The organism is Streptomyces gobiensis, assembly GCF_021216675.1.
Lineage (GTDB): Bacteria > Actinomycetota > Actinomycetes > Streptomycetales > Streptomycetaceae > Streptomyces > Streptomyces gobiensis.
On record NZ_CP086120.1, the window covers coordinates 2900541 to 2923820 of the forward strand.

24 protein-coding genes are annotated in these 23280 nt (G+C 70.0%); 9 read left to right on the forward strand and 15 right to left on the reverse strand.

The window, feature by feature from the left end; genetic code table 11:
• Positions 1-12: 12 nt before the first annotated feature.
• Positions 13-822: a TrmH family RNA methyltransferase gene (locus test1122_RS13435; protein WP_422396979.1), complete on the forward strand. Its 810-nt coding sequence runs from the start codon at positions 13-15 to the stop codon at positions 820-822.
• On the opposite strand, the gene paaN is transcribed toward test1122_RS13435, so the two are convergent.
• Entirely contained in the window at positions 779-2473 is a 1695-nt protein-coding gene (paaN, locus tag test1122_RS13440) for a phenylacetic acid degradation protein PaaN (RefSeq protein WP_232269407.1), read from the reverse strand. The genes test1122_RS13435 and paaN overlap by 44 nt on opposite strands.
• Positions 2474-2570: 97 nt before the next feature.
• Here paaN and test1122_RS13445 point away from each other — a divergent pair, with 97 nt between their 5' ends.
• Both test1122_RS13445 and test1122_RS13450 read left to right on the forward strand, forming a co-directional pair.
• Positions 2571-4067, forward strand: a complete 1497-nt coding sequence (locus tag test1122_RS13445; protein WP_232269408.1) for a 3-hydroxyacyl-CoA dehydrogenase — start codon at positions 2571-2573, stop codon at positions 4065-4067.
• Entirely contained in the window at positions 4064-4651 is a 588-nt protein-coding gene (locus tag test1122_RS13450) for a TetR/AcrR family transcriptional regulator (protein ID WP_232269409.1), read from the forward strand. The genes test1122_RS13445 and test1122_RS13450 overlap by 4 nt, the downstream gene beginning before the upstream one ends.
• A gap of 58 nt (positions 4652-4709) precedes the next feature.
• On the opposite strand, the gene test1122_RS13455 is transcribed toward test1122_RS13450, so the two are convergent.
• The 4 genes from test1122_RS13455 to test1122_RS13470 form a co-directional block, all read right to left on the reverse strand.
• Positions 4710-5048 carry a hypothetical protein gene (locus tag test1122_RS13455; RefSeq protein ID WP_232269410.1) on the reverse strand — a complete coding sequence of 113 codons (339 nt, stop codon included), beginning with the start codon at positions 5046-5048 and terminating at the stop codon, positions 4710-4712.
• Entirely contained in the window at positions 5045-5362 is a 318-nt protein-coding gene (locus test1122_RS13460) for a hypothetical protein (protein WP_232269411.1), read from the reverse strand. Before test1122_RS13460 ends, test1122_RS13455 begins: the two co-directional genes overlap by 4 nt.
• 83 nt (positions 5363-5445) lie before the next feature.
• Positions 5446-5763, reverse strand: coding sequence for a hypothetical protein (locus tag test1122_RS13465; protein ID WP_232269412.1), 318 nt, complete (start codon positions 5761-5763; stop codon positions 5446-5448).
• 197 nt (positions 5764-5960) lie between these two features.
• Complete coding sequence (locus test1122_RS13470) at positions 5961-7190, reverse strand: helix-turn-helix domain-containing protein (protein WP_232269413.1); 1230 nt, start codon at positions 7188-7190, stop codon at positions 5961-5963.
• 471 nt (positions 7191-7661) lie between these two features.
• Between test1122_RS13470 and test1122_RS13475 the strand changes: the two genes are divergently transcribed.
• Together test1122_RS13475 and test1122_RS13485 are read left to right on the forward strand one after the other, a co-directional pair.
• Positions 7662-8144, forward strand: coding sequence for a hypothetical protein (locus test1122_RS13475; protein ID WP_232269414.1), 483 nt, complete (start codon positions 7662-7664; stop codon positions 8142-8144).
• A gap of 302 nt (positions 8145-8446) precedes the next feature.
• Positions 8447-9457 (forward strand): hypothetical protein, encoded by a 1011-nt coding sequence (locus tag test1122_RS13485; protein WP_232269415.1) that lies wholly within the window; start codon positions 8447-8449, stop codon positions 9455-9457.
• A gap of 111 nt (positions 9458-9568) precedes the next feature.
• On the opposite strand, the gene test1122_RS13490 is transcribed toward test1122_RS13485, so the two are convergent.
• A complete protein-coding gene (locus tag test1122_RS13490) occupies positions 9569-9760 on the reverse strand; it encodes an SUMF1/EgtB/PvdO family nonheme iron enzyme (protein WP_232269416.1) in 192 nt (63 codons plus the stop codon).
• 56 nt (positions 9761-9816) lie between these two features.
• Here test1122_RS13490 and test1122_RS13495 point away from each other — a divergent pair, with 56 nt between their 5' ends.
• Entirely contained in the window at positions 9817-10776 is a 960-nt protein-coding gene (locus test1122_RS13495) for a pirin family protein (protein WP_232269417.1), read from the forward strand.
• A 210-nt stretch (positions 10777-10986) separates the two neighbouring features.
• Here the strand turns inward: test1122_RS13495 and test1122_RS13500 are convergent, their stop codons facing one another.
• Positions 10987-11547: a bacterial proteasome activator family protein gene (locus tag test1122_RS13500; protein WP_232269418.1), complete on the reverse strand. Its 561-nt coding sequence runs from the start codon at positions 11545-11547 to the stop codon at positions 10987-10989.
• A gap of 416 nt (positions 11548-11963) precedes the next feature.
• On the opposite strand from test1122_RS13500, the gene test1122_RS13505 reads away from it, so the two are divergent.
• Positions 11964-12155 (forward strand): hypothetical protein, encoded by a 192-nt coding sequence (locus test1122_RS13505; protein ID WP_232269419.1) that lies wholly within the window; start codon positions 11964-11966, stop codon positions 12153-12155.
• A gap of 97 nt (positions 12156-12252) precedes the next feature.
• Here the strand turns inward: test1122_RS13505 and test1122_RS13510 are convergent, their stop codons facing one another.
• Genes test1122_RS13510 through pdhA form a run of 7 tightly spaced genes read right to left on the reverse strand, consistent with a single transcriptional unit; the run spans position 12253 to position 20028 of the window.
• On the reverse strand, positions 12253-13230 hold the full coding sequence (locus test1122_RS13510; protein WP_232269420.1) for an NAD(P)H-quinone oxidoreductase: 978 nt from the start codon (positions 13228-13230) through the stop codon (positions 12253-12255).
• Positions 13231-13285: 55 nt separating this feature from the next.
• On the reverse strand, positions 13286-14464 hold the full coding sequence (locus test1122_RS13515) for a potassium channel family protein (RefSeq protein ID WP_232269421.1): 1179 nt from the start codon (positions 14462-14464) through the stop codon (positions 13286-13288).
• Complete coding sequence (locus test1122_RS13520) at positions 14461-15723, reverse strand: molybdopterin molybdotransferase MoeA (protein WP_232269422.1); 1263 nt, start codon at positions 15721-15723, stop codon at positions 14461-14463. The genes test1122_RS13515 and test1122_RS13520 overlap by 4 nt, the downstream gene beginning before the upstream one ends.
• Entirely contained in the window at positions 15720-16574 is an 855-nt protein-coding gene (locus test1122_RS13525) for an NTP transferase domain-containing protein (protein WP_232269423.1), read from the reverse strand. Before test1122_RS13525 ends, test1122_RS13520 begins: the two co-directional genes overlap by 4 nt.
• A 3-nt stretch (positions 16575-16577) precedes the next feature.
• Positions 16578-17846 carry a dihydrolipoamide acetyltransferase family protein gene (locus tag test1122_RS13530; protein WP_232269424.1) on the reverse strand — a complete coding sequence of 423 codons (1269 nt, stop codon included), beginning with the start codon at positions 17844-17846 and terminating at the stop codon, positions 16578-16580.
• Complete coding sequence (locus test1122_RS13535) at positions 17846-18898, reverse strand: alpha-ketoacid dehydrogenase subunit beta (RefSeq protein ID WP_232269425.1); 1053 nt, start codon at positions 18896-18898, stop codon at positions 17846-17848. The genes test1122_RS13530 and test1122_RS13535 overlap by 1 nt, the downstream gene beginning before the upstream one ends.
• On the reverse strand, positions 18895-20028 hold the full coding sequence (pdhA, locus tag test1122_RS13540; protein ID WP_232269426.1) for a pyruvate dehydrogenase (acetyl-transferring) E1 component subunit alpha: 1134 nt from the start codon (positions 20026-20028) through the stop codon (positions 18895-18897). The genes test1122_RS13535 and pdhA overlap by 4 nt, the downstream gene beginning before the upstream one ends.
• A 188-nt stretch (positions 20029-20216) precedes the next feature.
• Here pdhA and test1122_RS13545 point away from each other — a divergent pair, with 188 nt between their 5' ends.
• Positions 20217-20669, forward strand: coding sequence for an Lrp/AsnC family transcriptional regulator (locus test1122_RS13545; protein WP_232269427.1), 453 nt, complete (start codon positions 20217-20219; stop codon positions 20667-20669).
• A 120-nt stretch (positions 20670-20789) separates the two neighbouring features.
• Here the strand turns inward: test1122_RS13545 and test1122_RS13550 are convergent, their stop codons facing one another.
• On the reverse strand, positions 20790-21281 hold the full coding sequence (locus test1122_RS13550) for an SseB family protein (protein ID WP_232269428.1): 492 nt from the start codon (positions 21279-21281) through the stop codon (positions 20790-20792).
• Between the two features lie 135 nt (positions 21282-21416).
• Here test1122_RS13550 and test1122_RS13555 point away from each other — a divergent pair, with 135 nt between their 5' ends.
• Entirely contained in the window at positions 21417-23243 is a 1827-nt protein-coding gene (locus tag test1122_RS13555; protein ID WP_232269429.1) for an acyl-CoA dehydrogenase, read from the forward strand.
• Positions 23244-23280 lie beyond the last annotated feature (37 nt).

Genomic DNA, 23280 nt, shown 5'->3' on the forward strand with positions numbered 1-23280 from the left:
TAGGCTGGGGCGGTGACCAGGGACGATACCGACGATATCCACGACGCCCAGGACGCGGTACGGGCGTGGCGGGCCGCCCCGGCCGGGGCCGTACTGCTGGACGGCTTCCACGCACTCAAGCACGCGCTGCGGTTCGGCGCCCGGGTGCGGACGGTGCTCGTCGAGGACCGGGCCGCCGCGCTGGCGCTGGGTGAGGAGCTGGCGGGGGATATCGCGGAGCGGCTTGACGCGCTGGCGGTCGAGGTGGGCCGGGAGACGCTGCGGGGGCTGGTGCCCCGGCCGCATCCGACCGGGGTCGCGGCGCTTGCCGAGCGCCCGGACCGGCAGGCCAACCTGGCCGTGCTGGGCGGGCTGCCGCGCCGGGCCCCCGTGGTGGTGCTGGAGGAGCCGCGGAACCTGGGCAACATCGGGGCCGTGGTCCGGCTGGCGGCCGGGATGGGGGTGACCGGGGTGGTGACCACCGGGGGCGCCGACCCCTGGCACCCCAATGCCGTGCGGGGCGGGGCCGGGCTGCACTACGCCACGGCGGTGGAGCGGGTGACGCCGGACGCACTGCCGAGTGGGCCGCTGTATGTCCTGGACCCGGAAGGGGCGGATATCCGGGCCACCGCCATCCCCGATGACGCGCTGCTCGCCTTCGGTACGGAGCGGCACGGGGTCTCCCCGGAACTGCGGGCGCGGGCAGACCACTTGGTGGCCCTGCCCATGCGCCCGCAGGTATCCAGCTACAACCTGGCCACCAGCGTGGCGATGGCCCTCTACCACTGGTCGACAGGGCCTAGGCGGGGCGGCGTACCTCCACCGTGCGGAAGCGGGGGGTGACGAAGGCGCCGTCGCATAGCGCCGCGTTGGCGGCCGGGTTGCCGCCGGAGCCGTGGAAGTCGGAGAAGGCCGCGGTCTGGTTGACGTAGACACCGCCGGTGAGGTTGAGCGACAGCTGGGCGCATTCCTGGAGGCAGGCGTCCTCGATCAGCCGCTCGGCGTTCGGGTCCGTGGTGTACGCGCCGACGGTCATCGCGCCCTTCTCCCGGATCGTGCGGCACAGCAGCGCCACCGCGTCCTCCGTGGAGTCCATGGCGACCGCGAAGGAGACCGGGCCGAAGCACTCGCTGAGGTAGGACTCCTCGGCGTCCGGCTTGGCCCGGTCCAGCTTGACGATGACCGGGGTGCGGACGGTGGCTTCGGGGAAGTCGGGGTGGCGGATGGTGCGGGAGGCCAGGGCGGTCTCGCCCAGCGCGGGGGCCGCTTCCAGGCGCTCCTTGACCTGGGGGTTGACGATGGCGCCGAGCAGGGCGTTGGCGCGGGCGTCGTCGCCGAGGAGCTTGTCCACCGCCGTGGCGAGGTCGCTCACCACCTCGTCGTAGGACTTGTCCCCGGCGTCGGTGGCGATGCCGTCCCGGGGGATCAGCAGGTTCTGCGGGGTGGTGCACATCTGGCCGCTGTAGAGGGAGAGGGAGAACGCCAGGTTGGCCAGCATGCCCTGGTAGTCGTCGGTGGAGTCGATGATGACGGTGTTGACTCCGGCCTTCTCCGTGAAGACCTGCGCCTGCCGGGCGTTGGCCTCCAGCCAGTCGCCGAAGGCGGTGCCGCCGGTGTAGTCGATGATGCGGATCTCGGGGCGTACGGCGAGGGTCTTGGCGATGCCCTCGCCGTCCCGTTCGGCGGCCAGTGAGACCAGGTTGGGGTCGAAGCCCGTCTCGGCCAGCACCTCGCGGGCGATCCGTACCGTGAGCGCCAGCGGCAGCACCGCGCGCGGGTGCGGCTTGACGAGGACCGGGTTGCCGGTGGCCAGCGAGGCGAACAGGCCCGGGTAGCCGTTCCAGGTGGGGAAGGTGTTGCAGCCGATGAGGAGTGAGATGCCGCGCGGAACCGGGGTGAAGCGCTTGTCCAGCTGGAGCGGGTCGCGTTTGCCCTGGGGCTTGGTCCAGTGCGCCGAGTCCGGGGTGCGGGCCTGCTCGACGTAGGCGTAGGCCACCGCCTCCAGGCCGCGGTCCTGGGCGTGTGGCCCGCCCGCCTGCAGGGCCATCATGAAGGCCTGTCCGCTGGTGTGCATGACCGCGTGGGCGAACTCATGGGTACGGGCGTTGATCCGGGCCAGGATCTCCAGGCACACCGCCGCCCGGGTCTCGGGGCCCGTCGCCCGCCAGGCGGGCATGGCCTCGCGCATCGCGGGGAGCAGGACATCGGGGTCGGTGTGCGGGTACTCGATGCCCAGCTTGATGCCGTACGGCGAGGTTTCGCCGCCGGTCCAGCCGTCCTCGCCGGGCTGGTCCAGCTCGAAGCGCCGGCCGCGCAGCGCGTCGAAGGCCGCCTGACCGTCGGCGGCGCTCAGCGAGCCATGCTCGGCGCCGTAAGCCTTCGGGTGCTCCGGATACGGCGACCAGTACGCCCGGCTACGGATCGTGTCCAGCGCCTGGTCGAGCGTGGGACGGTGCTTCTCGATCAACTGCACTGCGTTGAGTGCGGCGGCCATCAGGGACCAACTCCTCGTCGAGGTGGGCGATGGATGGGCAGGTACAGGTAGACAGAGTTAGAGTAACCGAACGATCGGTCGGGACAAGGGGGCAAGAATGGACACCGTGGGCACTGTCGCCGTCGTGGGCACCGGGACCATGGGCCAGGGCATCGCCCAGGTCGCGCTGGTCGCCGGGCACCGGGTCCGGCTGCACGATGTGGCGCCGGAACGGGCCGCGCAGACCGCCGCCGCGATCGGCCACCGGCTTGACCGCCTCGTCGAGAAGGGCCAGCTGACCGCCGAGGAGCAGGCCGCCGCGGCGGCCCGGCTGCATCCGGCCGGAGAGCTGGGTGAACTGGCCGACGCGGACCTGGTCGTCGAGGCGATCCTGGAGGACCTGGGCGCCAAACAGCAGCTGTTCAGCGCCCTGGAATCCGTCGTCAGCGAGCGCTGCCTCCTCGCCACCAACACCTCCTCGCTCTCCGTCACCGCCATCGCCGCCGCCCTGCGTTTCCCGGGCCGCTGTGTCGGCCTGCACTTCTTCAACCCCGCGCCGCTGCTCCCGCTCGTCGAGGTGGTCAGCGGCCACGCGACGGACCCGTCGGCCGCCGACCGGGCGTACGACCTCGCCACCGCCTGGGGCAAGACCCCTGTCCGTTGCGCCGACACCCCCGGCTTCATCGTCAACCGCGTAGCCCGCCCCTTCTACGCCGAGGCGTTCCGGGTCTACGAGGAGCGGGCCGCCGACCCGGCCACCCTTGACGCGGTGCTGCGCGAGTGCGGCGGTTTCCGGATGGGCCCCTTCCAGCTCACCGATCTGATCGGCCAGGACGTCAATGAGGCCGTGACCACGTCCGTATGGGACTCCTTCTTCCAGGACCCGAAGTTCACGCCCTCCCTCGCCCAGCGCCGCCTCGTACAGTCCGGTCAGCTCGGCCGCAAGTCGGGCCAGGGATGGTACGGATACGGCCCCGAGGACGAGCCGTCCCCTGCGCCGCACACCGCGGCGGCCTGCCCGGCGCCCGAGGCGGTGGAGGTCCATGGCGACCTGGGCCCCGCCGCCGTACTGCCGGAGCTGCTGGCCGGGGCCGGTATCAAGGCCGACCGGGTCGGCGTGACCGGGCAGGGCTACATCGCTCTGCCCGGGGGCGGCCGCCTGCTGCTGGCCAACGGCTACGCGCCGCAGGGCCCCGAGATCCACTTCGACCTCGCGCTGGACTACCGGACGGCTGCCCGTATCGCCCTCGCCCCCGCCGACCCCGTCTCCGCGGGGGACCGCCGGGCGGCGACCGGCCTCTTCCAGGCCCTGGGCAAGCAGGTCAGCGTGATCGAGCCGGTTCCCGGGCTGATCGTGGCCCGTACGGTCGCGATGCTGGCCGACTTCGCCGTGGACGCGCTGGCCCGGTCCGTAGCGACCGAGGAGGACATCGATACGGCGATGCGGCTCGGGGTGAACTATCCACGCGGCCCCCTGGAGTGGGGCGACGCCCTCGGCCCGGAGTGGGTGGAGCAGGTACTGCGCCGACTGCACGCCTGCTATCCCACCGGGCGCTACGCCCCCTCACAGGCCCTCCTCCGACGGAAGCTCCGCAGGCAGGATGCACAATCATGACCATGGCCAAGCGCGATACGTACACACCCGAAACCCTCCTCACGGTCGCTGTGCGGGTGTTCAACGAGCGCGGCTATGACGGTACGTCGATGGAGCACCTCTCCAAGGCCGCCGGGATCTCCAAGTCCTCCATTTACCACCATGTCCGGGGCAAGGAGGAACTGCTGCGCCGGGCGATAAGCCGGGCGCTGGACGGTCTCTTCGGCATTCTCGACGAGCCCGCCGCGCGTACGGGGCGGGCCATCGAACGCCTTGAGTACGTCACGCGGCGCACCGCCGAGGTCCTGATGGCCGAGCTGCCCTACGTCACGCTGCTGCTGCGCGTGCACGGCAACACGGACACCGAGCGCTGGGCGATGGCCCGGCGCCGGGAGTTCGACCACCGGGTCGCGGAGCTGCTGAAGCAGGCGGCGGCGGACGGCGATCTGCGGCCGGATGTGGATGTCCGGCTGGCTACCCGACTGCTCTTCGGGATGATCAACTCCATTGTGGAGTGGTACCGGCCGGAGCGGGGCGGTCACGGCACGAGCGAGGAGGTTGCCGAAGCGGTAGTCCGCACAGCCTTCGCAGGCCTCCGAACGTAGGGCCTTTTCCTCTTACCTCCCCTTCCGAATCTTGGGACCCTGCCGTACAGGGCACAGGTCATACCTCTTGGTGCCGTAGTGCGTTGCGGTATTCGGTGAGTAGTTGGCGCGATTGGTTGCAGTCATCGCCTGCGGTGCATGGGGTGCACTGGACGGCGTGGTCGAGGAAGGTGCGCCAGAGTTGGTCGGCGTCGGTGTCGTGCGGGTCGGCCGCCACTTCAGCGAGTAGTTGGTCGGCTGCCATCAGGACCGCGATGGACCAGGCCAGCGTGCCGCTGGGGTCGATCCATGCGGTGCCGTTGCCGTCGCGGTGCAGGTCGCCGTGGTCGGCGGCACGGCGGCAGGGCAGCGGGTGTTCGGGGTGCGTGGCGCCGCACAGCTCCTTGCCGGTGGTCACAGCGCACCCCTGTACACGTAGGGGTCCGTGTCGGTGTTGAACTGCGCGGCCGCGATCAAGTCCTGGCGGCGCTGACGCTGCTCCTCGGCCGCGACGTACGGCCGCACCAGGGGCAACGCGTCGGCGCACAGCGGCTCGTCGAGCCCGTACGGTGATCGGTGGCGGGGCAGCGGCGTAGGGGGCGGCGCGGGCGCTGGAGCGGGCGGCTGGGGCGGGTTCGGGGCGATCGGGTGCATCGGGTGCCGTTCCTCCAGCCCGTACAGGGCCGTGATCGCTGCTCTGGCCAGAGCGGTCAGTGCGTGGATAATGCTCATGTCGATCTCCTGCGTAGGTCGGCCACGCCCCGGGAGGTCTCGCCACCTTGCCGGGGTCTTCTTGTGGCAGGGTCATGAATCGGTTACGCCCTGGGCCCGAGGGCATCAGCTGTTGCGGCTGTCAGTGCCTTGTGCAGCAGCTCGGGGTCGGTCAGGTAGCGGCCCGGGGCAAGCGGTACCCGCCAGCGCAGACCAGGCCCCTCCGTGAACCACTGGGGCGGCACGGCGACATGGCATGTCTCGCCCAGCACAACGACGTGCCGGAGCTCCCAGCCGTCAGCCGTGCCTGGCGGGATCAGCCAGTACCAGACACGGCCGAAGCCGTCCTCGATCACGGCACCAGAGTCCTCGCCCAGTCGTGGCAGCGCCAGCGCGCCGAGCCAGCGCGGCACACGGACCATGTCCCACCACCGTCCCGCAGGCATCACCTGCACATCAGGCCCGGTGGGCGGTCTCCACGGTGTAGCGGGATTGAGGTAGGTCGGCACGGGATCCCCCGGCAGGTCGGTGATTAGATGACAACCGACCGTAGGGGCGCCTGCTGGGGGCAAGGGGTACAGTCCCTACCCCCTCGCGGAGGGGTAGGTTTCCTACCCGATCAGACGGTCAGGTTCAGCGTCCGCGCCAGGTCCCGCACATCGTCCGCGCTGGAGGCGGAAGCCCTCGGCAACATGTCAGAGACCATCGACTTGGCGAACAGCGAAAACCCGAACGTATCGAGGGACACCTCACGCGCCTTGCTCATCTGGTACACCGCCGCGTCATCGTTGCCGAGCTGGTGATGGGCACGGGCGATCTCCACCAGATACCGCGACTTGCGCGTGCGGGACGGCAGTGCCGAAGGGTCGATCTTCTTCGCCATGTCGAGCGCCCGTGCGGGCTGCTGAAGATCAAGGTGGATGGTGACGGCGTAGTGCTCGACCATGCCGGTTCCGACCATCAGCCAGGGGTGCGTGTACCCGTCGGTGTCGCGGGCCGCACGCCCGGCTTTGTCGTGGTGATGCCAGGCTTCGCCTTCCCGGCCGGTCTTGGCGTACGACAGGGCAGCCGCCAGGTGCATCAGGCTGTAAAGCGCCCGGTGTTCCCGGGAGGATTCGCAGCGGAGCATGTCGGCGATACGAAGAGCGATCTCTACCCTGGCGTCTGCGGCTTCCCCCGCGTCCCGCCACACGTGGTTCAGGTACCAAGCAGCTCCGGCCATGGCTGCCGGGTCGTCAGCGTCCTCAGCGCTCAGCATCGCTCGGTCGGATGCCATGTAGACCAGCTCAGGGGCGGGCTGGAACGTACAGAACAGCTGCGTCAGGTGGTAGACCTGCGTCATGAGACGGGCCATCTCACGACGCTCCGTGCCGTCGAGCCCGCGCAACGCCCGACGGCCGTCAACAAGCAGTCCCGGCAGCAGCGGTGCCACAGCGGTCCGTTCCTCGCGGCTGGAGTGCCAGGCACGCCAGGCCGCAGCGACTCGTGCAGCGAAGGCGGACAGGTCTACCGGCTCGTCCGGACCGCTAGTTACGGGGGAGGAGACCAGGGATGTGCGGACGGTATCCAGAGATTCGTGAGAACGCTTGGCATAGCGGCTCCTGGCGATCCGCTCGTCTCCGGTCAGCTCGGCGATGTCGTCAATGCCGAGGGCCTCGGCGAGGCGTAGTAGCCGGGGCAGCCTGGGCATGCTGATACGGTCGTTCTCGATGGCTTTGACCCACTCCGGGGAGCGCCCGACCAGTCCCGCGAGGACAGTTCGGGTAATCCCCCTGCGTGTGCGGTGCTTCTGTACACGCTGCCCGAAGGTCTGCGGGTGCTCTGCCGACATGTCGGTGCTCTGTGGCATGCTGAACTCCGTTGCGTAAGCCGTTCTGCGGTCGCACTCAGAACGGTACGCGCCCCCGTTACTGCGGGGGAACAGCTCGCGGCCCCCATCACACGGTGGGGGCCTCGTGCGCTCGCCGGAGTGACCGGCGGCCGACTGCTCGACCTGGCCCGCCGGGACCCGCGCCAGCACGCCGAGCCCGCAGCCGCCTCCATCCGGCACGCTCTCGCCCACAGAGGCCCAGAAGCAGGGCGGCCACGCCCTGCACCGGATCGGCCTTGCCAAGTGCGCGTTCCTTGCCGGTGACATCAGGACCGCCACGGACGAGACGCACCGAGCTGTCGCTGCGGCGGCGCGCACGAGGTCCGGCCGCGTCCACACCCAGCTCGCTCACCTCTACCCGTACACCGTGGGACGAGATGCTCCAAGGTCCGTACGGGAAGCGCGCGATAGCATCCGCGATCTGCTGTCAAGCTGAAAAGGGAGGACCCGGTGACGACCCTCGCGGTGACCGGCCACATGGATCTGAGCGACCCGACCGTGCCGCTGGTGCGAGCGGCCCAGGACGAGCTGCTCCAGCGGTATGAGGGCGATCTGGTCGGGGTGTCGTGTATCGCGAAGGGCGCCGACTCGGTCTTCGCTGAGGCCGTGCTCGACGCCGGTGGCAAGCTGATCGTGGTGATCCCGTCGGAGGACTATCGGGCGCGGAAGGTGAAGCCTGATCACGCGGCCGATTTCGATCGGCTCGCCGACGCGGCGGCCGAGGCGCTGGTGATGCCGCACGAGACCGCGAACCGCGCGGCGTACGAGGCGGCGAACCGGGTGCTGCTGGAGCGGGCGGATCGCCTGGTGGCTGTGTGGGACGGGCGGCCGCCCTCGGGAAAGGGTGGGGGCACTGCGGACACCGTGGTGCAGGCTCGTGCAGCGGGAGTGCCGGTGGATGTGGTCTGGCCGCAGGGAGCATCGCGCGGCTGACGTTCGGGATACGGCCCGGCTGGCGCAGGCTGCCCCTCGCCCAGCAGGTTAAGAACTCGCGGGTTACGCGCATGCAGCCCTACGGGCAGCACCGGCTTGTCGCCGATTTCAACGAACGCGCCCGCCAGCTCGTCACCGCCGCATAGGCACTCCTAAATCGCGGGGAAGGCAAGTGATCTTGTCGACGTACGTGTACGTTGGGTCACGGCCCGCTTCGTATACGTAACGAAGCAGCCCTTGGCAGGTGTGCAACCACCGCGCCAAGGGCCTACACCGACGAGTGGACAGGACCTCCACCGCCCATGCACTGCGATGTTAGCGCGCCCGTGCGTGCTCCCTTCCTGCAAACGCCCGAAGCGCTGATCGATGATGTCGCCGTTCCTGACAGCGCCTTCCGTCTCCTCCAAGGAATGGTCAAGCTCCCGCCCCGCAACAGGCACAACAGCGACGCCGTCGCGAGGAAGCTGCGGATGGGCAAGGAGAAGACCAACGCCGCCCGCAAAGCCCTGCGCGCACTCGGCCACTGGCACGCCCGCAAACGGCGCAACCCCCGGGGCGAACTCCGCGACCAGCGCCTGGCCTCCCTCACCCCACTCCGGACCAAGGCAGAGATCGAAGCCGGATGGGCTGCGGCCGAAGAAGCCATGCGGCTGGGCAAGGACACCGCCGCATCCCGGAAACTGGGGGTACGCATCCTCAACTCCGCCCCATGGCTGGCCCCACAACCGGCCGCCGGTACACCCGCCCCACGGCCCACCCGGCCACGCCCCCAGGAAGGGGACCAGACAGACGTACACCACACCCCCCACCCACTCCCCACAACCCAGCCCCAGCCTCAGCCTCAGCACGAGAACAAACCCAAGGCGCAGCCGGAGACCGGGCTTTCACCACTCACCGGTCCCCTCGCCACCTACGCCAGCCGCGCCGAAACCGCCCTGCTTCAGCTACGCCGCAGCACACCGCAGCTGGCCCTCGCCGTGCCCGAAGCACGTGAACTCGCCCAGATCGCCGGGCACTACCTGCTGCGCGGCGAAGGCCCCGAAATCATCCGGGCCGTGGTCGCCCAAGGGCTGCCGCCAGACGGAATCCGCTCCCCAAGGGGCTTCGTACGCCAGCGGCTCCTGCGCTACCTTCCCCCGCTGCCGCCCTGGTCCAAACCGCCCAAGCCGAACCTCCGCAAGACGGAGAAACCACCCCCCGCGCCCACAAGTCAGCCCGAGCCGCCGCTTCCCCGGCCCGGCAGCCCAGCCGACCTCATCCGGCAAGGCCAAGGCTGGCGGACCGCATTCCGGGCCGCCGCCCAGGAGACATAACGGGGCACCGGCCGCAGTGACCACCCGGCAGGGTTCCAATCGTCATCCCGTCACTCGGCAGGCGGCATGCTCTCCGCTGCTACGACGCAGCGGGGGGCTGCCCTTGAGTTCCTAGCGTCCGGGCCGGGACTCGGTGGCGCACCGTTCCCAGACATTGCCGCACAGGTCGAAGACGCCCAGCGGGCTCACGCCGCTCTGGTACCGGCTGACTGGCGTGGTGCGTCCTATCCCCGATTCGCGGACGTTGCGTTTGGCAGCGGTCGCGGAGTGGCCCACGGATACGGGTTCCGGAACAGCCGCCACTTGGTAGATGTTCAGCGTTCAACTACATTGGGCCCACCAGTCGAGGAGGTCTGCTCATGCCCGCGATCACCGCCCCGAACCCTCTCGCGCTGCCGCGCGTCGCGGCACCCGCGGGTGAGGTCGCAGCGCGGCCCGTGCTCGCTGTAACGACCGCGCCCAGCGGCTTGGAAGGCGAGGGCTTCCCCGTGCGCCGTGCCTTCGCCGGGATCAACTACCAGTACCTTGACCCGTTCATCATGATGGACCAGATGGGTGAGGTGGATTACGCCCCGGGCGAGCCCAAGGGCACCCCTTGGCATCCGCACCGTGGCTTCGAGACCGTCACGTATCTCATCGACGGAACGTTTGTCCATCAGGACTCCGAGGGCGGTGGCGGCACCATCAGCGGCGGTGACACCCAGTGGATGACCGCCGGGTCCGGGCTGCTGCATATCGAGGCACCCCCGGAGGAACTGGTGGTCAAGGGCGGCCTCTTCCACGGCGTCCAGCTGTGGGTGAACCTTCCGGCGAAGGACAAGATGAGGAACCCCCGCTACCAGGACATCCACGGCGGCAAGGTCAAGCTCCTCAGCACCCCGGACGGCGGCGCGCTGCTCCGCCTGATCGCCGGTGAGCTGGACGGTCACGAGGGACCGGGCATCACGCACAGCCCGATCACAATGGTCCACGCGACCGTCACCCCCGGCGCGCGGATTACTCTGCCGTGGCGGCCGGACTGGAACGCGCTCGCCTATGTGCTCGCCGGGCGAGGATCGGTCGGTACGGACCGACGGCCCGTCCGTCTTGGCCAGACCGCGGTCTTCGGTGACGGCGACTCCCTGACGCTGCGGGCGGACGAGTCCCAGGACTCCCACCACCCCGCCCTGGATGTCATCCTCCTCGGCGGCCGCCCCATCCGCGAGCCGATGGCCCACTATGGGCCGTTCGTCATGAACACCCAGGCGGAACTGACCCAGGCCTTCAATGACTTCCAGGCAGGCCGCCTGGGGCGCATACCTGCCACCACCGCTTCTTGATGCGGGACAGCCAGCCCAGCTCCGCCGGGCGGCCCGACACGGGGGATTCCCCCAATGCCCGCCCCTTCCCGTAACCGGGGCTTCGCCCCCGGGGCCCCGAAGTTTGTCGGTGCGGGCCGGTGGCCGGTGTTGTGCCCACTCACAGCCCCTCGCGGGGCTGCGAGTGCCCACAACACCGGGGGTTGGGGAACCCCGGCAGCGGTGGTTGAGTCAGAGGTACGGGCCTGAGCGGTCTGGGCCGTGTTCGGTGGGGGCCTCCTCGCCCTCCGGCATCACGCCTGGGGGCAACGCCCGCCGCATCTGCTCCAACTGCGCCCGCGCAGCCATCTGCTGAGCGAAAAGCGTGGTCTGGATCCCGTGGAAGAGCCCTTCCAGCCACCCCACCAGCTGGGCCTGAGCGATGCGCAGCTCAGCCTCGGTAGGCACGACGTCATCCGTGAAGGGCAACGAAATCCGCTCCAGCTCATCGATCAGCTCGGGCGCCAGCCCGTCCTCCAGCTCCTTGACCGAGCTGGCGTGGATCTCCTTGAGCCGGGCACGGCTCGCCTCGTCCAGCGGTGCCGCTTTGACCTCCTCCAGCAGCTGCTTGATCATGCTGCCAATACGCATGACCTTCGCGGGCTGTTCGACCATTTCCATCACGGGAACCTCACGTGACTCCTCCTCGCCATCACCGCCCTTCTGGGCGGCACTGCCGAGGGCCATCCCGTCCGGACCGACGACCAGGACGTGCTGGCTCTCCTGCGATGGTTCGTTCCTCCGCTGTGTCATACCCCTATTCTGCATTCCCCGCCCCTTCTCACCGGCGCCGCAGTCGCAGTCCGAGAAATGCCAGGCCAAGGCCGAGTGAGGCCAGCCCCGCGCCCAGCGGCAGCACGGGAAGAAGCTCATTTCGGGGGGCGCTGAGCAAGCGGTCGTCGCCTGCTTCGGCCGGCTCGTCCTCGTCCGCGTAGAGATCGTGGTTGCCGAAGGCAGGCTGCAGGACCTGAGGCCGCCCTGGGGCCCAGGGCCGTACGGGCCACTCCGGGGCCGATGGAGGCCGTGCCCGCCGGCGCCCTGCGGCGTCCTCCGCGGCGAGCGAGGGAGAGGGCTCCGGGCCGGTCGCCGATGGACCGGCGCCGGGTCCCGATGGCGACGGCGACGAGTCCGACGGTGCCGGTGTCGAACCGGGCGGCGCGGCTGAGCCCGTGGGGTCCGGGCCGGCATCGGCGGTATCGGAGGCGCCGGGCTGTGGTGATCCGCCGCCGATCACCGGTATCGAGAACGTGGAGGACGGCTCCGGCGAAGACGAAGGCGTAGGGGAGGTGCTGACGGCAACCGGGGCCGTCAGCACCGCCGTACTCAGGAACAGCCCGATCGCACACGCCTTCACCGGGTGAGTCCCCTCCGAGCGAGCCATTCGAGCCGAGCCATTCGCTGATCAGCTACCCAGCCTCACATGAATGAATACGCTCAGCATCCTGGGCGGAAGGGTTTTCAGAGAGTAAGGATGATCTTCCCTACATGGCTGCCGCTCTCCATGGCCCGGTGTGCGTCCGCCGCCTCCGCCATGGGCAGTCGCCGGTCCACCACGGCCCGTACTCGTCCGCTCTCGATCAACGGCCAGACGTGCTCCCGTACCGCCGCGACGATCGCCGCCTTCTCCGCGACCGGGCGGGCACGCAGGGAGGTCGCGATCAGAGCACCCCGCTTGGCGAGCAGTGCGCCAAGGTTCAACTCGCCCTTGACGCCGCCCTGCAGACCGATGACGACGATCCGGCCGTTCACGGCGAGCGCCTTGATGTTCCGCGTCAGATACTTCGCGCCGATGATGTCGAGGACGACGTCCGCGCCATGTCCGTCCGTGGCCTTCTTCAGCTCCTCGACGAAATCCTGTTCGTGGTAGTCGATGAGGATGTCCGCGCCCAGCTCCGCACAGCGCGCCAGCTTCTCGGCGCTGCCCGCGGTGACCGCCACCCGGGCGCCGACCGCCTTCGCCAGCTGGATCGCCATCGTGCCGATACCGCTGGCGCCGCCATGCACCAGCAGCGTCTCACCGGGACGAAGGTGCGCGATCAGGAAAACGTTGGACCAGACCGTGGCGGCCACTTCGGGGAGGGCGGCCGCGGTGACCAGGTCGACCCCCTCCGGCACCGGCAGCAGCTGCCCCGCCGGCACCGCGACCCGCTCCGCGTATCCGCCGCCGCTCAGCAGCGCGCACACCTCATCGCCGACCGCCCAGCCACTGACCCCCGGCCCCAGCGCGGCGACCCGGCCCGCGCACTCCAGGCCCGGATACGGGGAGGCCCCCGGCGGTGGATCGTAAAAGCCCTGCCGTTGCAGCAGATCGGCCCGGTTGACGCCGCTGGCCGCGACCTCGATCAGTACCTCGCCCTCACCGGGCACGGGGTCGGGGACCTCGGCCCAGAGCAGGGCGTCGGGACCACCGGGTTCAGGAAGAGTGATGGCGTACATAGGGGAACCACCTTAGGGGAACGGCCTCAATGGCCTCCCCGCTGTTCCGGTTCGTCTACTGGCCCAGTTCGTCGCGGGGTTCCTGCCAGGAGGGTTTGGCGGGCTCCATCTTGGGCGGGGTGAGCAGCCCGCCGGTGTCCTCGTCCTCGCTCTTGCGCAGCTTGGTCGTCGTCGCCCCCTCCTTTATCCGGCGGATCGCCACCAACCGGTCCTCCGGCTGCAGCGTCGCCGCGTCCGCCTCATCAAAGCCCAGCAGCCGATGTCCCCTTATCACCGAGACGACCAGGTCACGGAGCTCCCGTGGCGAGCGGCCCACTTCCGCCTTGGTCACCGGGCGCTCGATAATGCGCAGGCCGTGGCCATGCTGGATCAGATCCTCCATCACCTGACCGGCGCTCGGGCTGATCAGCGACAGGCCCAGCAGACGGCCCGCCGCGCCGGAGCTGGTGATGACCGAGTCCGCACCGGACTGCCGCAGCAGCGGAGCGTTCTCCTCCTCCCGCACCGCCACCACGATGTTGAGCGACCGGTTCATCTGCCGGGCGGTCAGAGTGACCAGCACCGCGGTGTCGTCGCGCTGTGGGGCGACGACGATCTGCCGGGCCCGGTCGACCCGGGCCCGCTCCAGCACGCTGGAGCGGGTGGCGTCGCCGACCACGCCCGCGAAGCCGTCCGCGTTGGCGGCGTCGATCACCTTGGCGCTGGGGTCCACCACCACGATCTGTTCCTTGGCGAGCCCGGTCGCCAGCAGGGTCTCGGCGGCGGACCGGCCCTTGGTGCCGAAGCCGATGATGACGATGTGGTCGCGCACGCGAGTCCTCCAGTGCGTAAGCCGCCACTGCTCACGAGTGCGTTCGGTGAGCACTTCCAGTGTGGTGCCGATCAGGATCAGCACGAACAGCACCCGCAGCGGGGTGGTGATAAAGGTGGTGATCAGCCGCGCCTCGGTGGTGACCGGGGCGATGTCGCCATAGCCGGTGGTCGACAGGGAAACCGTGGAGTAATACAGCGCGTCCAGAAAGTTGACCGCGCCGTCCACATCATCCGTAAAGCCGTCCCGGCCGAACCAGACGACGAAGGCGTTGGTGAAGAGCACGATATGGGCGACCAGCAACCGCTTGGCCACCTGGATCGCCGGGCCGGTGAGCTGCCGGGGCAGCTGCACCCGGAAGGTGTGTTCATCGGCGAAGGTCGTTTTCCCCATGGTGATGGGGTTACGGAGGCGGAGCTTCATGCCCAGGGGAGTTCCAGAAGTTCTACGGCTGTGCCCGGGGTGGCACCGCCGGGTGGGATGACCGCCAGCGCGGTGGCCGAGGCGATCCCACGGAGCATAGCCGGGCCGTGGTAGCGCAGGGGACGCGCCTCGCCCGTGATGTGGATCACGGGGACGAGCCGGGTGTCCTGGGGGTGTCCGGGAGCCGCGTCGGTGAGCCGGGCGGTGACCGGCTCGGGGTCCGGGTTCCGGTCGGCGAGGGTGCGCAGCAGCGGCTCGGCGAGGGTGAGCAGCCCGGATACGGCGGCCAGCGGGTTGCCGGGCAGGCCGATGAGATGCCGCCCCGCCTCGTCCGGCAGCGCCGCGAGCAGCATGGGGTGGCCCGGGCGGACGGCGACCCCGTCGACGAGCAGTGTCGCGCCGATCCGCGCCAGCGTGGGGTGCACATGGTCGACGGGGCCGGACGCGGTGCCGCCGGTGCTGACGACCAGGTCGGCGGTGGTCGTGGTGACCGCCTTGTACAGCGCGTCGGCGTCATCGCCCAGCTGCCGGGTGGCCAGGACATCGGCGCCCAGGGCCGTGAGCCAGGGGGCCAGCATGGGGCCGAGCGCGTCCCGGATACGGCCGTCCCGTGGGGTGCCCTGGTGCAGCAGCTCATCGCCGAGTACGAGGACTTCGACCCGGGGGCGCCGGGTCACGGTCAGCACGTCATACCCAGCGGCGGCGGCGAGCCCCAGCACCGCCGGGGTCACGGTGGCCCCGGCGGGCAGCAGCAGATCACCGGCCCGGCATTCCTGGCCCCGCGGCCGGATATCGGTGCCCTGCGGGGGCGAGGCGGGAGCGGCCAGCCTGTCCCCCTCGGCGGCGCCGTGCTCGGAGCGGAGGACGGCGGTGGCGCCCCGTGGGATCCGGGCACCGGTGGCGATGGGTACGGCGTGGCCGTCGGGGAGCGAGTCGGGGTCCGCGCCCGCGAGGATGCCGGGCTCCCCGGGGGGCACCGTGAGCAGCCAGGGTCCCGGTCCGGATACCGCCCAGCCGTCCATGGCGGCGGTATCGAAGGCGGGGAGGTCGGTGAGGGCGGCCAGCGGGGCGGCCAGCGTGTGGTGCAGGGCACGGTCGAGGGGGATCTCGGTGGGCTCGCCGGGGGTCACGGCGTCGCGGGCGATCGCGCGGGCTGCCGCCCAGCCGCACCCGGCGGGGTGGGCGGGCTGCGGGCGCGCCCCGGCGGCGGCCCCGGCGCCGTTCACGAGGGCCAGCACCTCATCAAAGTCGTCACTCATTCCGTTCCCGCGTTCCCCGCGTCTTCTGAGCCTTCCGCTGCTTCCGCTGCCCATCGGGCGGCGAGCACGGCGGCCTTACGGGCTGCCGCCGCGACCTCTTCGGGCGAGCCACCCCGCTGCGCGGCGGCGTATCCGACCAGGAACGTCGTCAGTGGGGCGGCCGGGCGGGCGACCCCATGCGCGGCGTCCCGCGCGAGATCGAGCAGCTCGTCCGTGTCGACGTCGAGGTCGATGCCCAGCTCGGCCTTGACTGCGGAAATCCATTCATCCAGCACGTGACCATGCTCCCTGATACGGGCCCGGGCGGCCGCGATGTCTTCCCAGGTGTCGCAGTCCAGGGCCTCGGGCGGGGTAGCCGTGGTGATACGGCTCAGCGTCAGCTCGGCGGTGAGCAGTCGGAGAGGAAGATTGTCGAGCCGTCCGTGCTCGGTGGCAAGCAGTGCGAGCTCCCGGCGCAGCGATTCGGTGCGGTACGCGCCAAGAAGCGGCTGGTCCCGCCCGTCATTGACGATGGCCCCGTCCTGGCCGGGCGCGGCCGTCAGCCGCCGTACGGTCTCGGCCCGCAAGAACGGCAGATCACCGGACAGCACCAGCACGGTGTCCTCCTTGACCTCCCGCAGCCCGGCGTCGATGGCAGCCAGCGGCCCACCACCGGGCCGCTCCTCCCGGGTCCATACGACATGTCGGTACGTGGGCCGCCGGGGCCCCACGACAACGGTCCGCGCCGCGTTCGCGCAGGCGGCCAGCGTCCGGTCGAGCAGCGACCGGCCCCCGATGGTGAGGGCCGGTTTGTCCGCCCCGCCCAGGCGGCGGGCACGGCCGCCCGCGATAACGATCGCGTCGTAGGTCACGTACTAGAGCGTACGGAGCAGCACGGCCGGTTGCTCCACGCAGTCCGCGACATAGCGCAGGAAGCCGCCCGCGGTACCGCCGTCGCAGACCCGGTGGTCAAAGGTGAGGGAGAGCTGCACCACATGCCGCACCGCGAGCTCCCCCTCATGTACCCAGGGCTTGGGGGTGATCCGCCCGACCCCCAGCATGGCCGCCTCGGGGAAGTTGATGATGGGCGTGGACCCGTCCACCCCGAATACGCCGTAGTTGTTGAGCGTGAACGTCCCGCCGGTCAGCTCGGCGGGCGGCAGCTGCCCGGCCCGGGCGGCCTCGGTGAGGCGCGTCATCTCGGCGCCGAGGTCCTGCGCGTTACGGGCGTGCGCGTCGCGGACGACGGGTACGACGAGCCCTCGGTCGGTCTGCGCCGCGAACCCCAGGTGCACGGCGGGCAGCCGTACGATCTCCCGGGCCTCGGTGTCCACGGTCGCGTTCAGCTCGGGGTGCCGCGCCAGCGCGGCCGTACAGATGCGGGCCAGTACGGCGAGCAGCGGCACGTCCATCACCCGGCGGGCGGCCAGCAGCTCGGTGGCGTCGGCATCCACCCAGCAGGTGGCCTCGGGAATCTCCCGGCGGCTGCGCGCCAGCTTCTCGGCGACGGCTCCCCGGACACCCTTGAGTGGGATGCGCTCGCCGGTTGCCGCCTCGGGGGTGGATGCGGCCCGCCGCTCCACGTCGGCCCGCAGGATCAGACCGTCCGGGCCGGAGCCGGTGATCTCGCGCAGGTCGATCCCCTGTTCCCGGGCGAGGCGCCGCACGAGCGGTGAGATCACGGCAATGGTGTTGTCCCCGGTCCCGCCCCTTCCCGTAACCGGGGACTCCGCCCCCGGACCCCCGGTCCTCAATCTCCCCCAGCTACCTCCCCCAGACTCTGTCTGGGAGGTGCCCCCAGGAGGTGCCCCCAGGACAGGCCGGGTTCGAGCCCGCGGCGCACTCGTGCCGTAGCCGACCAGGACGTTGCCGGAGCCGGCGTCGGGCTGCTCGGCGAGGGTGCCGGAGGCCACCGTCACCAGGGGGGCGCCGACGGGGATCTCGTCCCCGGCGTCCCCGTAGCGGGCCGTGACCACACCGCCGTAGGGGCACGGCACCTCGACCAGCGCCTTGGCCGTCTCCACCTCAACCACCGGCTGATCAACGGCGACCACCTCGCCGACCTCGACCAGCCACCGCGTGATCTCGGCCTCCGTCAGCCCCTCCCCCAGATCGGGCAGGGTGAACTCACGTACCTCAGCCATCAGCGGCCACCCCCTTCCGTCCACTGAGACTCCCACTGCAACCGGCCGACCGCATCCAGCACGCGGTCGACGCCCGGCAGATGGTGCCGCTCCAGCATCGGCGGCGGATACGGAATGTCGAAGCCCGCCACCCGCAGCACCGGCGCCTCCAGATAGTGGAAGCAGCGCTCGCTGATCCGTGCCGCGATCTCACCGCCCGGTCCGCCGAAGCCACCGGACTCATGCACGACAACCGCCCGTCCGGTGCGCCGCACCGAGGCGCAGACCGTCTCGTCGTCGAAGGGCACCAGCGACCGCAGATCCACGACCTCCAGGTCCCAGCCCTCCGACCGCCCGGCCTCCGCCGTCTCCAGGCAGACGGGGACCGAGGGCCCGTAGGTCACCAGCGTGGCCGAGGTGCCGGTGCGCCGTACCGCCGCACGGCCGATCGGGGCGACCGGCTCGGGTGCCTGGGCCGACCAGTCCGCCTTCGACCAGTACAGCCGCTTCGGCTCCAGGAAGATCACCGGGTCGTCCGAGGCGATCGCCGCCCGCAGCAGCCCGTACGCGTCGGCGACCGTCGCCGGAGCGACCACATGCAGGCCGGGCGTCGCCATGTAGTACGCCTCGGAGGAATCGCTGTGGTGCTCCACCCCGCCGATCCCACCGCCGTACGGCACCCGGATGGTGATCGGCAGCGGCAGCGCGCCCCGCGTACGGTTCCGCATCCGTGACACATGGGAGATCAGCTGCTCAAAGGCGGGATACGCGAACGCGTCGAACTGCATCTCGACCACCGGCCGCAGCCCGTACATCGCCATACCGACCGCCGCGCCCAGAATTCCGGCCTCGGCCAGCGGCGTATCCGTACAGCGGTCGTCGCCGAACTCCTTCGCCAGCCCGTCCGTCACCCGGAAGACCCCGCCCAGCGTGCCGACATCCTCGCCCAGCACATGGACCCGGCCGTCCTCGGCCATCGCGTCCCGCATCGCACGGGTCAGCGCCTGCGCCATGGTGGCGGGCTTACGGGCTGCGCCCGTGCCCGTACCGGTATCAACTGCCGCCGTGCTCATCGCTCTTCTCCCTCAGCTCCCTCAGCGTCCAGCTCCGCCTGCAACTGGGCGGCCTGTTCCCGCAGTTGTGAGGTCTGCTGCGCGTAGACATGGTCAAAGAGCGACATCGGGTCGAGCTCCGGGTTCTCGTTCATCCGGTCCCGCAGATCGGCGGCGAGCCGCTCCGCCGCGTCCCGTGCCGTGCGTATGACGTCATCGTCCAGCAGCTCGCGGGAGGTCAGCTCGCGCTCCAGCAGGGTGATCGGGTCGTGTTCACGCCACGCCGCCACCTCGGCGTCAGCGCGATAGCGCGTCGCGTCATCGGCGTTCGTATGCGCCTCGATCCGGTAGGTCACCGCTTCGACCAGCGTCGGCCCGCCGCCGCGCCGGGCCCGGTCGATCGCCCCGGTCAGCACCTCGTGCACCGCTGCCGCGTCATTGCCGTCGACCAGTCGCCCCGGCATGCCATAGCCGACCGCCTTGTGCGCCAGTGAGGGCGCGGCGGTCTGCTTGGCCAGCGGGACGGAGATCGCGAAGCCGTTGTTCTGTACGAGGAAGACCACCGGCGCCTGCCATACGGCCGCGAAGTTCAGCGCCTCGTGGAAGTCGCCCTCACTGGTGCCGCCGTCGCCGACCAGGGCGAGGGCCACCACATCATCGCCCGCCAGCCGCGCGGCGTGCGCCAGCCCGACCGCGTGCGGAAGCTGGGTGGCCAGCGGGGTGCACAGCGGGGCGACCCGGTGCTGATGCGGGTCGTACCCGCTGTGCCAGTCGCCGCGCAGCAGCGACAGCGCCTGCACGGAGTCAACGCCGCGGGCGACGGCGGCGAAGGTGTCGCGGTAGCTGGGGAAGAGCCAGTCCCGGTCCGCCAGCGCGAGCGCGGCGGCGACCTGGCAGGCCTCCTGACCGACCGAGGAGGGGTAGACGGCCAGCCGTCCCTGCTTGGTCAGCGCGGTGGCCTGCTGGTTGTAGCGGCGGCCACGGATCAGCTGGGCGTAGAGCTCCCGGAGGAGTTCGGGGTCGAGCTGGGCACCGGTGCCCAGCAGACGGTACGGCTCCTCATCCGGCAGCAGCGGCGTCGCATCGGTGCGGGGGCGCCAGGAAGGGGGCGGAGCGGGACGCCAGTCGCCTGGCTGCTCTAGGACCGTCATATCGAGCACACCTCCTCGTAGGGGCAAGCAAGGGGCGTGGGGGCGTTGTACGCCCCCTACCGATTGTTCGGTCCACGGCACATTCTGGCTACAGGCGGGGGAGGCCTGTGGACAAATGGCTGGGCAGGCACTGGGATGACAACAGGACGTCCATCGAGGGGAGGCCCCAGCGCATGGGGGACGGACAGATGGCTCCACGGCCGCTCGACACCATCGACCGCGCGATCCTCCGCATGCTCCAGACCGATGGCCGCGCGTCCATACGCTCCGTAGCCGAGCGGGTACATGTGTCCCGGGCGAACGCCTACGCCCGGATCAACCGGCTCATCGATGACGGGGTGATCCGGGGTTTCAGCGCCCGGGTGGATCAGGAGCGGGCCGGGCAGGGAGCGTCGGCGTACATCACGCTCAAGATCGTGCAGAACTCCTGGCGCACGGTACGGGAACGGCTCCAGGAGCTGCCGGGTGCGGCCCATATTGCGCTGGTCAGCGGGGACTTCGATGTGCTGCTGCTGGTGCATACCGCGGACAACCGGGCGCTACGGGAGCTGGTGCTGACGCGTATCCAGGCGATACCGGAGGTACTGAGCACCCGGACGTTGCTGGTCTTCGAGGAGACGGACCTGGACCCGGCGCCGTAGCACCCGGGGGGCTCCGGGAGGTGCCCCCACAACACTGTGGGGGGCTGGGGGCGGCAGCCCACAGTTTCGGGAAGGGGCGGGATTGGGGAAAGACCGCCCGGACGCCGCCCAGCCGTACAGCTAGCCGTACATGCGGCGCATCGCGAAGTCGACCATCTCCTCGACCGCCTTCGCGTCGAAGACGACCCGGTGATCGCCCTCCATATCCAGTACGAAGCCATAGCCGGAGGGCAGCAGATCCAGCACCTCCGCGCCCGTGATCACGAAGTACTTCGACTCCTTGCCCGCGTAACGGCGCAGTTCCTTGAGCGTGGTGAACATCGGGATCACCGGCTGCTGGGTGTTGTGCAGCGCCAGAAAGCCGGGGGTGTCACCGCGCGGGCAGTAGACCTTGGAGGTCGAGAAGATCCCCTGGAAGTCCTCGGGTGACATCACCCCCGTGGTGAAGGCCCGCACGGCCTCGGCGAGGGACGGTGGGGACGGCTCCGGGTAGAGCGGCTGCTGGGGCGGCGGCGACTGCTGGCCATAGCCGGGCGGCGGCTGCTGCGGCGGGGGCTGGGCCGCGTAGTGCTGCTGATGCCCCGCGGAGGCGGTCTGCTCGTAGCCGTACATGAGGCAAAGGGTAACGAGTCACACTCGAACGGTTTGGGGTTGATTCTTATTACCGACGGGTAGCATGATGGCGACTACTGACTGGTATGCAATCTGGAGGAGTCCTCCCTCCCCGTCCTTACGGAGCCTGTCGCCATGGGGCACTACAAGTCGAATCTCCGCGACATCGAGTTCAACCTGTTCGAGGTCCTCGGGCGCGACTCGGTGTACGGCACCGGCCCGTTCGCGGAGATGGACATCGAGACCGCCAAGAGCGTGCTCTCTGAGATCGCACGTCTCTCTGAGAATGAGCTGGCCGCGTCCTTCGAGGACGCCGACCGCAATCCTCCGGTCTTCGACCCGGAGACCAACACCGCACCGGTGCCGGACTCCTTCAAGAAGAGCTACCAGGCGTACATGGACGCCGAGTGGTGGCGGCTGGGCATCCCGGAGGCGCTCGGCGGCACCGCCGCGCCGCGCTCCCTGCTGTGGGCCTTCGCCGAGACCATCCTGGGCTCCAACCCGGCCGTGTGGATGTACGCCTCCGGCCCGGCCTTCGCCGGTGTCCTCTACGAGGAGGGCACCGAGGATCAGTACAAGATCGCCCAGCTGATGGTGGACAAGCAGTGGGGCTCCACCATGGTGCTGACTGAGCCGGACGCGGGCTCCGACGTCGGCGCGGGCCGCACCAAGGCCGTCAAGCAGGAGGACGGCTCCTGGCACATCGAGGGCGTGAAGCGCTTCATCACCTCCGGTGAGCACGACATGTCCGAGAACATCGTGCACTTCGTCCTCGCCCGCCCCGAGGGCCACGGCCCCGGCACCAAGGGCCTCTCCCTCTTCATCGTGCCGAAGTACGACTTCGACTGGGAGACCGGCGAGCTCGGCGAGCGCAACGGCGTCTACGCCACCAACGTCGAGCACAAGATGGGCCTCAAGGCCTCCAACACCTGTGAGATGACCTTCGGCGCCAACGCCCCGGCCAAGGGCTGGCTGCTCGGCGAGAAGCACGACGGCATCCGCCAGATGTTCAAGATCATCGAGTTCGCCCGGATGATGGTCGGTACGAAGGCCATCGCGACCCTCTCGACCGGCTACCTCAACGCCCTGGAGTACGCCAAGGAACGGGTGCAGGGCGCCGACCTGGCGCAGTTCACCGACAAGACCGCGCCGCGCGTCACCATCACCCACCACCCCGATGTACGCCGCTCGCTGATGACGCAGAAGGCGTACGCCGAGGGCATGCGCGCCCTGGTCCTCTACACCGCTTCCATCCAGGACGAGATCCTGATCAAGGAAGCCGCGGGTGAGGACGCCTCGGCGGCGATCCGCCTCAACGACCTGCTCCTGCCGATCGTCAAGGGCTACGGCTCCGAGAGGTCCTATGAGCAGCTGGCGCAGTCGCTGCAGACCCTCGGTGGCTCCGGGTACCTCCAGGAGTACCCGGTCGAGCAGTACATCCGGGACGCCAAGATCGACACCCTCTATGAGGGCACCACGGCGATCCAGGGCCAGGACTACTTCTTCCGGAAGGTCGTCCGGGACCAGGGCCAGGCGCTGACCGCCCTCTCCGAGGACATCAAGAAGTTCCTCGCCGAGGCGCACGGCGGCGAGGAGCTCGCCCAGGCCCGCGAGCAGCTTTCCCAGGCCGCCGTGGATCTCGAGGCGATCGTCGGCGCCATGCTGACCGACCTCGCGGCCACCGAGAAGGACGTCAAGTCCATCTACAAGGTCGGTCTGAACACCACCCGCTTCCTGATGGCCTCCGGCGATGTCGTCATCGGCTATCTGCTGCTCAAGGGCGCGGCGGTCGCGGCCGACAAGCTGCCGGGCGCCTCCGCCAAGGACAAGCCGTTCTACACGGGCAAGATCGCGGCGGCGAAGTTCTTCGCGGCCAACGTCCTGCCGGGCGTCGCCGTGCAGCGGCAGCTCGCCGAGGCCATCGACCTGTCCATCATGGAGCTGGACGAAGAGGCCTTCTGAGACAGCGTCCCAAGCACGCGTGAGGTCCCGCTCCCGG